Origin of the sequence: Sinomicrobium weinanense, from assembly GCF_018863395.1 — a bacterium.
Classification (GTDB): Bacteria; Bacteroidota; Bacteroidia; order Flavobacteriales; family Flavobacteriaceae; genus Sinomicrobium; species Sinomicrobium weinanense.
In genome coordinates, this window is record NZ_JAHKRR010000001.1 from 571,648 (window position 1) to 587,365 (window position 15,718).

General features: G+C 44.4%; 15 protein-coding genes. 10 read left to right on the top strand and 5 right to left on the bottom strand.

Translation table 11 applies throughout. The features are described 5' to 3' along the window. Positions 1–3 precede the first annotated feature (3 nt). Positions 4–1,644 carry a S8 family serine peptidase gene (locus KN811_RS02480; protein WP_187966846.1) on the top strand — a complete coding sequence of 547 codons (1,641 nt, stop codon included), beginning with the start codon at positions 4–6 and terminating at the stop codon, positions 1,642–1,644. Positions 1,645–1,667: 23 nt separating this feature from the next. Then, positions 1,668–2,804 (top strand): hypothetical protein, encoded by a 1,137-nt coding sequence (locus KN811_RS02485; RefSeq protein ID WP_187966845.1) that lies wholly within the window; start codon positions 1,668–1,670, stop codon positions 2,802–2,804. A 76-nt stretch (positions 2,805–2,880) separates the two neighbouring features. On the opposite strand, the gene KN811_RS02490 is transcribed toward KN811_RS02485, so the two are convergent. The 4 genes from KN811_RS02490 to KN811_RS02505 form a co-directional block, all read right to left on the bottom strand. Continuing rightward, positions 2,881–3,225, bottom strand: coding sequence for a DUF6520 family protein (locus tag KN811_RS02490; RefSeq protein ID WP_187966844.1), 345 nt, complete (start codon positions 3,223–3,225; stop codon positions 2,881–2,883). Between the two features lie 146 nt (positions 3,226–3,371). After that, positions 3,372–4,454 (bottom strand): hypothetical protein, encoded by a 1,083-nt coding sequence (locus KN811_RS02495; protein ID WP_187966843.1) that lies wholly within the window; start codon positions 4,452–4,454, stop codon positions 3,372–3,374. Positions 4,455–4,498: 44 nt separating this feature from the next. Next, positions 4,499–4,975, bottom strand: a complete 477-nt coding sequence (locus tag KN811_RS02500; protein WP_187966842.1) for a MauE/DoxX family redox-associated membrane protein — start codon at positions 4,973–4,975, stop codon at positions 4,499–4,501. A 455-nt stretch (positions 4,976–5,430) separates the two neighbouring features. Further along, the gene (locus KN811_RS02505) at positions 5,431–6,369 is read right to left on the bottom strand and encodes a helix-turn-helix domain-containing protein (protein ID WP_187966841.1); all 939 of its coding nucleotides are present in this window, start codon (positions 6,367–6,369) and stop codon (positions 5,431–5,433) included. Between the two features lie 633 nt (positions 6,370–7,002). Between KN811_RS02505 and KN811_RS02510 the strand changes: the two genes are divergently transcribed. Further along, positions 7,003–7,959: a helix-turn-helix domain-containing protein gene (locus KN811_RS02510; protein ID WP_187966840.1), complete on the top strand. Its 957-nt coding sequence runs from the start codon at positions 7,003–7,005 to the stop codon at positions 7,957–7,959. Positions 7,960–7,982: 23 nt separating this feature from the next. Here KN811_RS02510 and KN811_RS02515 read toward each other — a convergent pair whose 3' ends face one another. After that, positions 7,983–8,186 (bottom strand): hypothetical protein, encoded by a 204-nt coding sequence (locus tag KN811_RS02515; RefSeq protein WP_187966839.1) that lies wholly within the window; start codon positions 8,184–8,186, stop codon positions 7,983–7,985. A gap of 425 nt (positions 8,187–8,611) precedes the next feature. Here KN811_RS02515 and KN811_RS02520 point away from each other — a divergent pair, with 425 nt between their 5' ends. The 7 genes from KN811_RS02520 (at position 8,612) to mobA (ending at position 15,498) form a co-directional block, all read left to right on the top strand. Further along, the gene (locus KN811_RS02520) at positions 8,612–9,673 is read left to right on the top strand and encodes a tellurite resistance/C4-dicarboxylate transporter family protein (RefSeq protein WP_187966838.1); all 1,062 of its coding nucleotides are present in this window, start codon (positions 8,612–8,614) and stop codon (positions 9,671–9,673) included. Between the two features lie 120 nt (positions 9,674–9,793). Beyond that, positions 9,794–10,849 (top strand): MFS transporter, encoded by a 1,056-nt coding sequence (locus KN811_RS02525; protein ID WP_187966837.1) that lies wholly within the window; start codon positions 9,794–9,796, stop codon positions 10,847–10,849. A gap of 21 nt (positions 10,850–10,870) precedes the next feature. Then, positions 10,871–13,090 carry a molybdopterin oxidoreductase family protein gene (locus KN811_RS02530; protein ID WP_187966836.1) on the top strand — a complete coding sequence of 740 codons (2,220 nt, stop codon included), beginning with the start codon at positions 10,871–10,873 and terminating at the stop codon, positions 13,088–13,090. Positions 13,091–13,136: 46 nt separating this feature from the next. Next, positions 13,137–13,706 (top strand): 4Fe-4S dicluster domain-containing protein, encoded by a 570-nt coding sequence (locus KN811_RS02535; protein WP_187966835.1) that lies wholly within the window; start codon positions 13,137–13,139, stop codon positions 13,704–13,706. Positions 13,707–13,717: 11 nt separating this feature from the next. Beyond that, on the top strand, positions 13,718–14,248 hold the full coding sequence (locus tag KN811_RS02540; protein ID WP_187966834.1) for a Rieske (2Fe-2S) protein: 531 nt from the start codon (positions 13,718–13,720) through the stop codon (positions 14,246–14,248). A gap of 3 nt (positions 14,249–14,251) precedes the next feature. Continuing rightward, on the top strand, positions 14,252–14,539 hold the full coding sequence (locus tag KN811_RS02545; RefSeq protein WP_187966833.1) for a hypothetical protein: 288 nt from the start codon (positions 14,252–14,254) through the stop codon (positions 14,537–14,539). A gap of 368 nt (positions 14,540–14,907) precedes the next feature. Further along, on the top strand, positions 14,908–15,498 hold the full coding sequence (gene mobA / locus KN811_RS02550; RefSeq protein ID WP_187966832.1) for a molybdenum cofactor guanylyltransferase: 591 nt from the start codon (positions 14,908–14,910) through the stop codon (positions 15,496–15,498). Positions 15,499–15,718: the final 220 nt, after the last annotated feature.

Sequence of the window (15,718 nt, forward strand, 5' to 3'; positions counted from 1 at the left end):
ACAATGAAACGAACAAAACATCCAATGGTCTATATATTACGTCCGCTGTGGTTAGTTTTTATACTAATAATTTTGGAGGTGTCTCCAACAGGTGCCCAAGAGCGGGACGCTATGCCGGATAACTGGCATTTGCTTGATTTTGAGGAAGATAATGTATACGGTATCAGTATGGAGAAAGCCTATCGGGAACTTCTAACCGGGAAGGTGCCAGATACCGTCATTGTGGCTGTTATCGATTCTGGTATCGATACTTTGCACACCGATTTAAGGGCAGTATTGTGGAAGAATAATGCAGAACAAGGAAATGATGAAGACAGCAATGGCTATATAGGGGACAGGTATGGCTGGAATTTTCTCGGAGGGAAGGATAAGAAAAATGTGGATTCTGCTCCTCCAGAATTTATAAGACAATATTTTTGGCTGCGGGGGACATACGAAGGAAAGGCGCCTGGAGATATCCCGAGAAAACAACGTAGAGAATATCAGTTATGGAAACAGATTCGGGATAAATTCAGAGGGGACTCCTTGGAATTGGTTACCTATTATCAGAAAACTTATCAGGAGTTAGAAGAAGGAAACTTGCGCATTCAGGAAGTTTTAGACCGGCAAGAGTACACGGCTTCCAATCTTTCTACAATGGATAAATCTCAAGTAGGTGAGGGTAATCGTATGTATAGGAAATTGATGTCGCGATGGACCAAGGAGAATACAACCAACATTGAAATTCTAACTGATTGGAGAAATCGAATGGAGGAGGTAGAGCAGGAATCTCGTTTTTCTTATGCTGCCTATGCTCCCAAAGCTAATCTTCGTCAGGAAATCATAGGCGATAATTACTACAATTTTAAGGATAAATACTACGGGAACCCTTTTGTTCAGGACGGGATAGGCTCGCACGGAACGCACGTAGCGGGTATAATAGGAGCGATTCGAAATAATGAAGAAGGAATAAATGGCATAGTTAACGCAGTTAAATTGATGATACTAAAAGCTGTTCCTGCTAAGGGAGATGAATACGACAAGGATATTGCATTGGCGATACGGTACGCGGTGGATAATGGAGCAAAAATTATAAATATGAGTTTTGCTAAAGATTTCTCCCCAGAACGAGAATGGGTGGAACAGGCTATTCGTTATGCAAAAAGAAAAGACGTGTTATTGATCAATGGAGCAGGAAATGATGGAAGAAATGTCGATACGGTCCCGAAATACCCCATTTCAAAACCTATGAATAAGAAGAAGCGCTTTTCTAATATGATCACTGTAGGGGCAAGTGGTCCGACAGAACAAAACCTAATTACTGATTTTTCTAATTACGGGCAAAACGTTGTAGATGTTTTTGCTCCGGGATATTATATTTATTCTACGGTTGAGAGGGGGTATAAGAAACTTAGTGGTACTAGTATGGCCTCTCCGGTAGTGACAGGAATAGCAGCTGTCCTGCGATCCTACTACCCGAAATTGTCGGCCAGGCAGGTAAAAGAAATAATTGAGAAGTCGGTCATCCATATAGATCAACCTGTCCTAACACCAGGGTTTATTCCAGAAAAGAGGGATCATGTGATGATGGATCAGTTGTGTAAGACAGGGGGAATCGTTAATGCCTATAAAGCAATAGAACTGGCAGAATCTATTTCTAAGTAGTAACAGAAAATATTAATATTCAAATGAAAAATAATATAAAAAAAGCTCAAAGACCATATTGGTTGATAGTAGTTGTGCTGCTGAGTGGGACAAGGCTGGGTTTTGCGCAGGATAATCCGGTGAAGGATATGCTAGTAAAACTTCTAGCGTCTAATTCGACCCCTGATTGGGAGCATGTGCATTCCGAGTTTAAAAAAAAATATTCCGGTAGTACAGTAGATAGCCTGACGAGCTATACAAAAATGCAATACTTTAATGAAAAAAAGGATAGGAAAAAATATACGGCATTATTGATAGATTACGGAAAAAGTTATGGAAAAGCCTGGACAGCTGATGAGTTGAACAGTTATGCTTGGATGTTATTCAAATACGGTGATCAACCTCAGGAACTACAAACAGCATTAAAGTGGAGTAAACAATCCTTATTTGGAGAAGAAACTAAAAACAATCCGATTTTTTTGAATACTTATGCCAATATATTATATAAATTAGGAAATAAGACAAAAGCGCTTCAATATGAATGGAAAGTGTATTCTCTGTTTTCGGCTTCAAAACCTTATATGGAATCCAAAACCGGGAAAATAAAGTATGGGTTAAATAAAAAAAGAGTTATCACTACTTTGTTCAATATGGAAAAAGGAGACCCAACTTGGCCAGTTTCTAAGGAAGAAGCTGCAAAATATATCGAAACTACTAGAGATCATGCTAAATACTGGCAAAAAGTCAAAAAAAACTGGTTACGAAGAGAATTTCCCCCTAGAACTGCCGATAGCCTATTATATCTTGCTCAATTGTATTATTATGACCAAAAGGAAAACAAGGTTGCTTATATGAAGCTATTTATAGAATATGCGGAAAAGTATGGGAATACTACTATTAGTGAAAAAAACGCAAATGCTTGGGAGGTCTTTTTGCGGAGTAAGAACTTAAATCATTTGAAAAAAGCCTTGGGGTGGAGCGTAGAAACTATAAGAGATGAAGAGGATAAGAATTTTTATGCTTACCTGAACACCTATGCCAATTTGTTATATAAATTGGGCGATAAATCCAAGGCTATGGAATATGAAAAAAAGGCCCTGATCAACGCCCCTGAAGAACAAGGAGCTTCTTTTCATAATACATTGATTAAGATGAAAAAAAACCAAAAAACATGGGATTAATATAGATTTGAGATAGTGTCTTGTATTATGGAAAAGGTGTCGTTTCCGACACCTTTTCTGTTAAAATTTAAAAAGTCTATGGCTCGAGTAATTCATCGATTTGAACACCAGCAGGGAGACCAGTAGCATTTGCATTAGTTACTGTTGCAGAACTAGTATGGAACAAAGGATTGGAACATGCTGAGTCGAAATAAGTGTTGGACGTGGTATTTGGTCCTTGCTGTACATTATTTATCTGTACAGTACACTCAAATTGGCCGTCATTGTCGCATTGTTTGTCAAGTGCTACACATTCCTCTTCACCATTAGTAAGCAATGCTTTGACATGAATAGTTCGAAGATCCTGCATCAAAGAAGCAAAGGCAGTACCAATTGCAAATACAAAGACAAGGCTTCCCAATATTAATTTTTTGGTTTTCATGATAACGTTGTTTTAAGATTATACAATAATGCCTACTTTGGTTTATCCAGGTGTTCAGCTTAGTCCTGGCTCTTACCGGTAAAAAAGATTTTTTATGTCGTATTATTTGTGTTTTTCAAAGAGTGTTGTTATATAGTTTATATTTTTTAAAATATGATATTATCTGTAGCAATAGTATAGACCGAAAGGTATTGGTCATGTATGGCTAAAAGTCTGTTTCCGATGATCTTAAAATCCGAGATGCCTTTATTTTTATAATGAGGTAGGTAAAAACTATGTATATATTTCCCTTGAGTAAGGTCGTAGACATCAATTACTGTGTTTTGTTTAAACTGTTCTTCCTTTTCATTTTGTGATAACAACCCGGAGTTAATATATAGGTAAATCCCTGAAACGGAGCTAATTCGCTGTGTTACAGTGGGTTGAGAAGTCAAGGTAAAAGAGTTTTCGGATTTTATTTCTTCTGATTTTATCCGTGCAATGCTAATGGTATCTAAGGTATTATATTGATGTAATAGCTTAAGGTTTTTATCCATCACCATATATTGGTTACGATAGCGGTAGAGGTACACGATTTGTTGTAATTCTTTATTGTAATGGAGCATCCCATCTACAGAAAAGAAACCATCCATTTGTTTTTCGAGGATATCATAATTAGGTTTAAAATAAGGCTCTTTGGCCGTTTCAAGGGCTAACTCGTAAGACTCCTGACTTTTGCTGTAGTAGCGCAGGGCAAAGGAGGTGGTATCTATAGGCACAGCGTCTGTATAGTAGGCACTGTCGGCCATAAAACGCCGGGCTTCCCATTTATTAACCTTGCCCCGTAATATGGCAGGGGCGATACCGTGCATCATATAAAAATAGGGTGGTTCCACTCGGGTACGGAATTTCCTAGGATGTACCACGCTATCCAGCCCGATGATCTTTAAACGGATATGCTGAGTGTCTTTCAGTGTCATGTCAGTCCGTAATAGATGGTGTATCGTGGTGTAGTTGCTTAAATATATTTTGTCTTTCGTAAGTCCGGAAATATAATAGGAATTCACCCCAAGGTCCAGGATCTTTTGCTGTGTTACCGTGTTTTCCGGAGCAAAATTCCTATTAAAACTGCCCCGGTATATTTTTTGGTTGGCAAGAGGCGATAAGGCATATAAGCCTACCAGTACCAAAAGCATCCCTAAGGAACATAGGCTTAAAAAGCTCAAGGATTTTTTATCGGTCTTTTTCATCTTTTTTAAGGTATGGGTTTGTTATAGCTAAGTGTCATTGAGCCTTAGGCTAGGGCATAAGCATGTGCGTTTTGTTGTTGCCTGTTGTACAGGAATATCCCGAACACGGCTAGTAGGGTAAAACCTATATTAAAGATAAAGTGCTCGGTCCAGCCCATGCTGTTGAGAATGCCTCCGCAGGAGCAGGGCACATATGGGCTAAAATTTTGTATAATAAATATGTAGCCGGTAAAAACGAACATCAGAGAAAAGGAAGCATATAGGCCTATAAGGCGCAAACGCGGTATAAAAAGGAATATGGCTATAATAATTTCCAGGATAGGAACAGCCCAGGCCATAAGCCCGGAAAACTGCGTAATAAGCGGGGACTTGGACATCTGTACCTGGAATTGTTGCACGTCCATCAGTTTGCTGAAGGCCGCATACAAAAACAGGAATATAAACAAATAGCAAATGATCTCTACAATAACATTCCTGTGCTTTAGAAAAAACTGCGAAATAGCTAAGGCGGTACGTTTCATAATCGGGGTAGATTAAGATTGTTTTACTTTTTTAGTTTTTGAGTCCTGGAGTTTGTGAGTTGTTTTGTCACTACTCTTCAACTAACAACTCCAAAACTCAATATATAAAAGGTTGGTTAGTTTCACTTTTCGGTTTGGCTTTTGAAGCCGGGGAGGCGGAGTTTATTAAGGACTGTAACTCACCACATCACTCCGTGCCCCGGACTTCCCCAAAAACTTTATAGTTCTGCATCATGAACTTATTGTTCCCACTGCTCCCGGAGCTTTTCGACACTTCGACTGTGCTCAGTGCAGGTGAACTTTGATAATGTAAAGTTCTGGATTATAAAACAATAAGAGACTGACCAATCGGAAGTTTTTTACTGACCGATCCGAAGTTTTTTACTGGCCAATTGTAAATTTTAGTGCAGAAATCATTCTTTTGATATTAGGTATACACTTCTCTGTTCTAAAGGCTATTCGGATTCTACTTCTTTATTTTCCGGGACATTTTTTTTCCTTAGTTCACCAGGTGTACATCCGTATTTACTTTTAAAAGCCCGGTAGAAACCGGATTCGGAAATAAAACCCAGCTTTTCTGCGACCTCCAGATTGGACATACTGGTATGGCATAGATATTCACAGGCTTTTTCCATTCTTTTGTCCTGGTAGAACTCGTATGTGGTTTTTCCGAAAAGGCGCTTAAATTCTATCTTTAATTTTTGCTGGTTGATCCCCAGTGTTTTCGATAGTTCTTCGGCAGTAGGCAAAGGTTTGTCAAAGTGACATTCCATATATTCCGCCAATTCCCGGATCCGCTTTTCATCATCGGCCTGCTTTTTGTCCACGATATGGCGCTCAACGGCCTGCATTTCCCGGGTAAGTTTTCTGTCCGGGGAATCTTCAATTACGGAATACGCTTTGGAAGTAACATAGACCAACCCGTTTACCGGGGAGCGGAAAAAGCAGGATATTGTTTGGATCTCATCAAAACAATTCAGGTCGAAACACATAGTGTTGAACAGGGGAGATTTGCGCTGTAACAATTGAGCTTGTATAGCATCCCAAAAGACACGGGAATGAGTGCTTAGCAATTGAACAAATGGTTTTCCCGGTAATTCATGGGGCTCCCTGTTAAAGAAATGGCTTGCCGTCCTATTGGTTTTTCGGATACAAAAATCATCGTCCAGTACAAACGCCATAGTGAGGTAAGAATCCTCGGGCAGATCGGTAAAATCGAGGTATGGAGGGTCTTGTTCCATAAGTACCGCCATGAGGTTGATTGTCCTGGCAAAGTCATCGCACACACTGTCAATACCGGATATTTTGAGGCGATAAGAGAAATTGCCCAAAGACATTTCTTTCAGCATATAAAAGAAATCGTACCATTTTTCATCATTTAAATTCGGTTTCATGATATTGGGGTTTTATAGGGTTGTTAGCAATATGAAAGCGTATTTAAGTGTTTGTATTTTAGTTTTGGGAATCTTCCGGATCCGGGTATATTTCAGTAAAAAAAGAAGCCGTGAGCGCCGGAGATTATAATCTGTGCTATGGAGATCTCCGGCGGGGTAGTTTTTCAACTGTCGCCCGGGAACCGGTTCCGGTTACCGGGCGCAGCCGAGGTATGCTCACGGCTACTCACACGGGCAAGGGAGAGAAATTATTGTTTTTTGTATATGCCCTGCCTGGAACAAGGGTGCTTTATAGTCTAAGTGGCGTTTTGGGTTATTGTCATTTTCATTTTGCGCATTTCACACAAATAGCGATCGATTTTCGTGATGTAAATTTAAGGACTGAAACTTGACTATGGTGAAATGAACTTGTCTGAGAGGGATTATCTTTATAGAATCTATTGATTTAAATTGAATTCGAATAGTTAAAAACTATTATGTTGTGATATAAATATAAAACCCAAAACTTACCTGAGCGGGATTATTTTACGTTTTTATCGAAAAATAACGATCTATTATGCGGTTATTACGATTATCATGGTTATTTTAGAGATGCAGAGTTAAGCCCAATAACTTTTAAATCTACCTCGGACCATGGATAAAGACCACAACAAAAAAAGAATAGAAAGTCTGAAACAGATGTTTCTGGAGGTTGCCGATGGAAATTTCTCCTACCGCATTGACAGGTCAGGCCATATTGATGATCTTGAGGCTTTGGTAGGATCGGCAAATATGATGGGTGAAGCGTTAAAAGGATCTTTACACCTCAGGCCTTATGTAAATTATGGAGAGTCTTACAGGCATGTCGCTGAAATGAGCTTTATTCTCGACAGTAATTTTCACATTCGCAGTTTAACCCCCCAGGTCTTTGACGTGCTCCTGTACAAGGAAAAAGAGATGCTGAGCAAACCTCTGAACGATTTTCTTATGGAAGAATCCAAACCTGTATGGCAGGATTTCCTTACCCTTATATCCGGTAGTGAAATATTTGACCACACCCTGGAATTGTCTTTTAAAGCCAGGCAGTTCTTTATTGTCCCGGCCACCTGTTTGATCACCAAACTCAACAAACCTTTTGAGCAGGGCTCTATGGTAGTTACAACCATAAACACCTTTTTGCAAAGCGAAGAAATGGAAGATGAACGGGATTGGGAAATAAACAAGAAAAAAGATAAACACCCCCGGGACCATACACTTTCTATTGCCCTTAGCGATGCGGACCTCGAAAAAATAGGAAAAGTACAGCAATATATTGCCGATCACTTAAAAGAGTCCCGTCTTTCTACAAAAGAACTGGCCCATGCCATCGGTACAAATGAATTTAAGCTGAAGTATGGTTTTAAACAACTTTACGGGACTACCATATTCCGGTATGTACAGAACGAACGGTTAAGTACGGCAAAACTCCTGGTCCAAAATTCTGAACTGGCGCTGAAAAAGATTGCCATGACAACAGGTTTCAGATCAGCGGCTCACTTTTCCCGGGTATTCAAGGAAAAATACGGGCACTCCCCCAGGGAATTCCGCAAACTATTCCGGAAAAATGAATAAACTTCAGACAGTTCCTCAATAAATCACCCTTGAAGTTTTAATATAAAACGCTCCCATGACATTTCTACATCTTTGAGTGTAAACCCATAATTTCGGATATCTTCTTCCGCATCGTGGAAATATGCTTTGTCCTCCGGGGATGCCGAAGCATACCAGCGGTTAAAACTTATTTTTTCCTCAGTGGTGAGAATGTGGTGTAGGGCTTTATACAAAAGTAAATAGTCCATACAGTTTAGTTATCATTGAGCAAGATGTTCTTCTTTAAGAGTTAACTTTCCATCGGTGAAAAGGTATAGGATCCGTTAGAGCCAATTAATTTAATCTATTTTATTCCTTAAGGTTCACCAAAACTTGTCTGAGCGGGATTATTTCTTATCTCTAAGGGATTTTTTATCAACATTAACCTGGTTTAAGCCCGATCTTTGAATTAACAGGCCCTAATTTTTTCTCATAGCTTCCAAGTTAGGGAAGAAGATTGTGGTTTCCTTACGGAAATCCGTAAAGGCCTGGTATTCGTTTGTTGTATAGCGATAAGGCCGAACGGGGTGGGAGGCAGGCTGTTCGTTTTATATAGTTTCCGGGTGCGCAGGCGGGGTTTTACGGTATATGCGGAAAAATCGTACATTTGTTAGACCACCGAAAACTTTTGAGAATGAACCTGCTACGTTCCCGGATCCAAACACTTCTGCCTGCATATTTTGCATTGGTCATGGCTACGGGGATCATTTCCATAGCCGCTTTACTGGATGGGCTGACTGCTTTTGCACATACCCTGTTTTACGTGAACATGGTATTTCTGGCCTGTCTTGTTTTTTTATTCGTTTACCGGCTCGTTTTTTTCAGGGATCGGGTGCTGGAAGACCTGAGGAGTTACCAGAGAGGGCCGGGGTTCTTTACCATTGTGGCCGCTCTTTGTATTATGGGTAACCAGGTGGTTTTATTCCGGAAATCGGTGGCCGTGGCGGAGGTGATCCTCCTGGTGGCCGCGATCTCATGGCTGGTAATCGTTTATAGTTTCTTTTACAGTATCACCGTTACCGAAGACAAGAAGTCCCTGAAAGACGGTATCAACGGCACCTGGCTGGTTATTATTGTGGCCATACAGGCGTTGTCGGTACTGATCTCCTTTGTTTCGGGAGATTTTGGAAAACAGGCCTATGTTTACCTCTTCGTGGCCCTGTGCCTGTTTTTACTGGGGTGTATTTTTTATCTCTATATTATGTCGCTCATTATTTACCGTATTTCCTTTTTTTCCCTGAATGCTACGGAACTGGGGGCGCCTTACTGGATAAATATGGGGGCTACGGCCATTTCCACACTGGCTGGCTCCATGCTGATCCTGCATACCGGGGAGTTTAACTTTATAGCGGAAATACTGCCTTTTCTCAAGGGGTTTACGCTGTTCTTCTGGGCCGCCGGTACCTGGTGGATCCCCCTGCTTATTATCCTGGGGATCTGGCGGCATATGATCAAGAAAGTCCCGGTGCCCCTTTCGGCCCGGGGTTATGACCCTACTTACTGGGCCATGGTCTTTCCGCTGGGGATGTATACCGTATGTACCTTCAGGCTGAGTGAGGCCCTGGAGATCCCTTTTTTAAAGGTGATCCCCGAATATTTTATATATGTGGCCATATTTGCCTGGACTGCGGTCATGGTTGGGTTTATAAGGCACCTGGCTTTATTGTTTAAAAGAAAAAACAATGGAACAAGCTGAAACATCGAAGTTTAGAATGGCTTTAAATTATATTTTCACAGCCCTGTCCTTTAGGTATAATGCCTTAAAATCCCTACATTTAACTGTCCCAGCCATTATTTCTTCTAAAGCCCCGTGATCATGAACCGGCTCTTTCGAACTTTAAACAAAACAGCACTTGTCAAAGCGGCCATAGCAGCAGTACTGGTTGTGATAATGGTGCTTATCGGCTCCCGTAACCTGCAGTATTTTGACCCGGCCCTGATCGCCTATCTTATCGGTACCGTATTTGCCGTTTTCGGTATTGCCTACCGCTATTCGGTCTGGATACAACGGCCACCGACCAGGCTTTACTGGAGGCGGAGTATGCAGTTTCTTTTTAGCCGGCATTTTATACCCTATTTTCTGCGTTCCATACGGCTTTTTTTCCGGAATATCATGTTCCAGAGATTTCTGGCATACCGGGGCAGGACCCGGTGGATCGGACATTTTCTCCTGGCTACGGGGTGTGTACTGGCCTTTGCCATTACCATTCCCCTGACGTTTGGCTGGATACATTTTATCCTGAAACCGGGAGACGATATCACCTATTACACCTATGTATTCGGATTTGAAGCAGGTTCTTTTGCCCTGGGGTCAACCCTGGCCTTTATTGCTTTTCACGGGTTGGTATGGTGTTCCGTACTGGTCACCGCCGGGGTGGTGATCATGATGAAAAGGAGGCTTACCAATGGCGGGCTTATCGCCACACAGGGTTTTGAGAACGACTGGTTGCCGCTTATCCTCCTTATGGCCATATCCCTCACCGGGCTGGGCATCTCGTACGATTATACCTTCCTGGGAGGCAAGACCTACCAGTTCATGGCCGTAACGCATGCCATCACGGTGATACTGTTCCTGGTATGGCTGCCGTTCGGCAAGTTCTTCCATATTTTCCAAAGGCTGGCCCAGTTGGGGGCTAACCTGTATAAAAAGGAGGGAAGCAGAAGGGGAATGGCTGTATGCCCCCACACCAAAAAAGCATTTGCTTCGCAAACCCATGTCGATGACCTTAAAAAAATAACCCGGGAACTGGACTTTGATTTCAGTAAGGAAGACGGTACCAGCCACCTGGACCTGAGCCCTGAAGGAAAACGATCGGCCCTGGCCAGGGCCCATTTCAGGGCCAGGCAGGAATCAGGACATTTCTTCGGTTAAGAATATCTAAAAAAAAGACCCATGGCAAAACTTCCGGTAGCTGTCGATCAACTCATAAAACAATACGGTCCGCATAAGGCCTACACCCCGCAGGCAGGTTTTTACGGGGCCCATGAACCGGACAAACTGGTAAAGACCCATTGCTGCTACTGCGGAATGCAGTGCGGGATACAGCTTAAGGTCAAGGACAACAAAGTGACGGGTTTTGAGCCCTGGATGGAATTTCCGTTCAACGAGGGGCGCCTGTGCCCCAAAGGGGTGCAACGCTATTTGCAGAACAATCACCCGGACAGGCTCTTAAGCTCCATACAAAGAGTGGAAGGCAAAGGCTTTGAACCTGTATCATGGGATCGGGCCATGGCCAAAACCGTAAGCGAGGTTAAAAGAATACAGGAAAAATATGGCCGTAATGCCTTTGCCATGCTGAGCGGGGTTTCCATCACCAATGAAAAAAGCTATATGGTAGGAAAATTTGCCCGCGTAGCCCTGAAAACGGCAAATCTCGATTATAACGGGAGGCTTTGTATGGTCAGCGCCGGGGGAGGGAACAAAAAGGCCTTTGGCCTGGACCGGAGCTCCAATAGCTGGGCAGACCTGGCCCATGCCGAAGTGATCATCGTGGCGGGGGCCAATATCAGTGAAACCTTTCCCACGCTGACGCACTACATCTGGCAGGCCAGGGATAACGGGGCAAAGCTGATCGTGGTAGACCCGCGGGTCATCCCCCTGGCCAGGACAGCCGATCTGCACCTGCCGGTAAGACCGGGGGGCGATTCGGCCCTGTTCGGTGCCATGCTGAAGATCCTGGCGGACAATGACTGGCTGGACCACGATTTTATAAACAACTACACCTCCGGGTTTGAGGAGGCCATAGCCGCCGTAAAGGATTACGACCTGGACTGGGCCGAAGAACAAACGGGCATTCCGAAGGAAAAGATCATGGCAGCGGCCAGGCTCTGGGGAAAGGCTAAAACCAGCTTTTTGCTCCATGCCCGGGGTATAGAACACCATACCAAGGGTGTGGAGAACGTGCTGAGCTGTATCAACCTCGTCCTGGCTACGGGGCGTATAGGAAAACCGTATTGCGGATACGGCACCATCACCGGCCAGGGTAATGGCCAGGGAGGAAGGGAGCACGGGCATAAGTGCGACCAGCTCCCCGGGAACCGGGATATTACCAACCCCGAACACCGGAAATACATAGCCGGAGTATGGGGGATCGATGAAAAGGAAATGCCCGGAAAAGGCCTTACCGCCTACGAACAGATCGAAGCGATCCACCGGGGCGAGATCAAAGGGTTGATATCCATTTGTTTTAATCCGCTGGTGTCATTGCCCAATAACAATTTTGTCCGGGAAGCTCTCGAAAAACTGGAGTTTTATATGTGTATTGACAGTTTTCTCTCCGAAACCGCCCGCCATGCCGATATTGTTATGGCCGGGTCGCTGCACGAAGAGGAAGAGGGAACGGTGACCACTGCCGAAGGAAGGGTAGTGAAAATAAATGAGGCCGTAACCCCTCCCGGCAGGGCGAGAAGGGACGGGGAGATACTTATGGAACTGGCCGCAAGGCTCGGGGTGGGAGACAAATTCAATTATGCTTCCAGCGAAGCCATATTTAACGAACTGCGTATCGCCTCGCGGGGAGGAACAGCCGATTACTATGGGATCACCTATAAAAAGATCGTGGACAATATGGGCATTTTCTGGCCCTGTCCCTCTCTTGACCATCCCGGGACCCCGAGGTTGTGGGAAGACCGGAAATTCAAAACCCCCGACGGCAGGGCGCATTTCAACCCCGTGCCATACCGGCCGGCCTCGGAAGTTACGGACAGGGAATACCCTGTTGTACTGACCACGGGAAGGGTGGTCTCCCAATACCTTAGCGGAACTTCCACCCGGAGAATAGGCAAGCTCGTAGACCAGTATCCCGAACCCCTGCTGGAAATACATCCCGGACTGGCTTTGCAATACGGGATAAAGGACCGGGACCTGGTCCGTGTAGAGACCAGGAGGGGACAGGCGGAATTTCCTGCGCAGGTAGTGGAAACCATCCGGGAAGATACAGTGTTTATCCCGTATCACTGGGGAGGAAAGCACTCCGCTAACCAACTGACCATCGGAAACCTCGACCCCATATCCAAGATCCCCGAGTTCAAGGTATGTGCGTGCCGGTTGACCCCCCTGGGAGAACAGGTGCCCGATACCATGACAGAGACAGCCTATCAAAGCGGGCTGTGAAGACAAAAGGAACAGAATTGAAGTTCAACCCTGAAAAATAAATAAGATGCCAGCCACCGATTACAACCAGGAAATGGCCTTTTTCGTAGACATGCAACGCTGTATAGGTTGCCATGCCTGTGAAATGGCCTGTGCAGAGTGTGAAACCAACGGACAGGAAAGCATGATACACGTCAATTACGTAAACCGTGCGGAAAGCGTGCAAACCACCGTACAGGTGTGTATGCACTGCGAAGACCCTGCCTGTGCCAATGTATGCCCGGCCGATGCCATCCACAAGGATGATTTTGGAGTGGTCCATTCTGCCAACACCTCCCGGTGTATCGGGTGTTCCAATTGCGTTCTGGCCTGCCCTTTCGGCGTACCCAAAAAAATGGAAGAAGCCGAGTTGATGATGAAATGCAATATGTGCTACGACCGGACCAGTGCCGGAAAGAAACCCATGTGTGCCACGGTCTGCCCGAGCCAGGCCCTGTTTTACGGGACAAGAGAAGAGATCGAACGGATGCGGCCGGACAGCGTTCCTGTAAATTCCTTTAAATTCGGGAAGCAGGAGGTCAATACCAAAGTGAGCATAATGATGCCCAAAGGAACCCATCAGTTGATCGTAGAATAAACCTGTACATCATGGCTGAAAAAGAGCTTCATCACCGCCCCGAAAAAATACCCTCCTGGAAAAGCGATTTTCCGATAGAGGAAGAACAGGCTACCCATGTAGGCCGGAGGGAGTTTGCAAAATTTCTCGGCCTGCTTTCGGGGACGCTTGCATTGGGTAACGGTGTAATCGTTATTAAGGCGTTGGCTTTCCCCGCAAAACCGCTGGAGGGTGAACATTTTGTCTGCAACGCGGACGAAGTGGCTGTCGGTAAGATGTTCCAGTTCGAAATTGAAGGGAGCAAAATCATTCCCTATATCCTTATTCACCTGGAAGAAAACGAATGGCGGGCTTTTGAACAAAAATGTACACACCTCACATGTGCCGTGAGATACCGGGAAGACCTGGGGAAAATAGAATGCCCCTGTCACCATGGATTTTTCAGTGCAGATACGGGCGAAGTGTTACAGGGCCCCCCGCCCAGGCCCCTTCCCAGGCTGGAAGTGGTGGTAAGGGACGGAAAAGTATATGTAAGAGAAGAACAACAGGAGCAAACCGTATAGGCCATGAGCAATTTCAGAAGATCGCAGAACGAAGCACATCCCAACAAGACCAATACACTGATGACCGCCATTATAGTGCTGCTTATCCTTTTTGTAGGCATTCAGATCTGGTTTTTGTTCGGTGCACTCAACAACGCATTGCAGGACAATATTTATTTTGCCCTGACCACCTTTATAGGTTCTTTTCTGCTGGCCCTGGCTTCTTTCTGGCTATTACGCTACCTGCCCGACCCGTTGAAAAAGTCACAGAAAAAAGGAAATAACCAAAAGGAGACGAACAAAAAGGAGTAACCCGTTGCATATTTAGAACAAAAAGTCTACTTTGGTGGAAGACCCTTTTTTACCTCTGGTAATTAATGTTTTTTTAAACCCAAAAAAGGCTCCTCCCTTTTGACAAAGGGAGGTGGTCCCGATCTCTGATCGGGATCGGAGGGTTAGAAAGCCCGAGCCACTGATAAACCCCTAACGTTTGAAAATAATTCTGAAACCCCGGCCGATTCACCCCAAAAAAAGTACCCCGACTTTAGTTTATCCTAAACCCGCCTGTACTAAGCACTTCGGTAGACTCAGTATATTACTTGTCGGAGTGTCGAAGGGCTCACCGCAGCCTTTCGCCTGAAAAAGGAACAGGTAAGAATACCGCACAAACCCGTAAATTTTTGAAAGAGAACAACACCATAGAAGCCTTTGTCCTCGCCGGGGGGAAAAGTACCCGGATGGGAACCGATAAGGGGCTGGCGCTCCTCAGGGGAAAGCCCATGATATCCTATATCCTGGCAACACTGCAAAAAGCAGAACTACCGGTCCGGATCGTGGCCAATAATAATGCCTATGAAGTTTTTGGCCTGAAGGTCTATCCCGATATGGTCCCCGGAAAAGGGCCGATGGGCGGTTTGTTTACGGCTTTTGAACATACGACTGCCGATATGGTGTTGCTGGCCGGTTGTGATATGCCCTTGATCCCTGTGGAAATGGTTGAGAGATTGCTCAGTGATACAGGCCATGACAAGATCGTCGCTCCTGTGCTGCTGGGACAGGTCAACCCCCTGTTTGCCCTGTATCCCCGTTCCCTGAAGCAAAAACTGGAAGAATACATAGCCTCCGGAAGGCTTAAAATGACCGATTTTATCCTGGAAAACAAACATGTCCTGCTACCCCCCGTAGCGGAAGAAAAGCCCTGGTGCTTTCAAAATATCAACGACCTGTCCCAGCTCAGGGAAGTAGAGGAGAAGTGGGGCGATCTCAGCTAACCTTATTGCCCGGATACTTATATTGACTAAACCCATGATTAAATCTTTGTGAACCTCTGTGAGGCCTCTGTGTGTCTCTGTGAAACAGCTCTATTACACAAAGTTGCTCGGAGCATTCACAAAGAACCACAAAGAAAAATATATCATGGGGGAGCAGGCTTTTTAAGTGGCCAAAAGCGACTTGAAAACGGGCAGGTTTATACGCTCAAAATAACCCTTT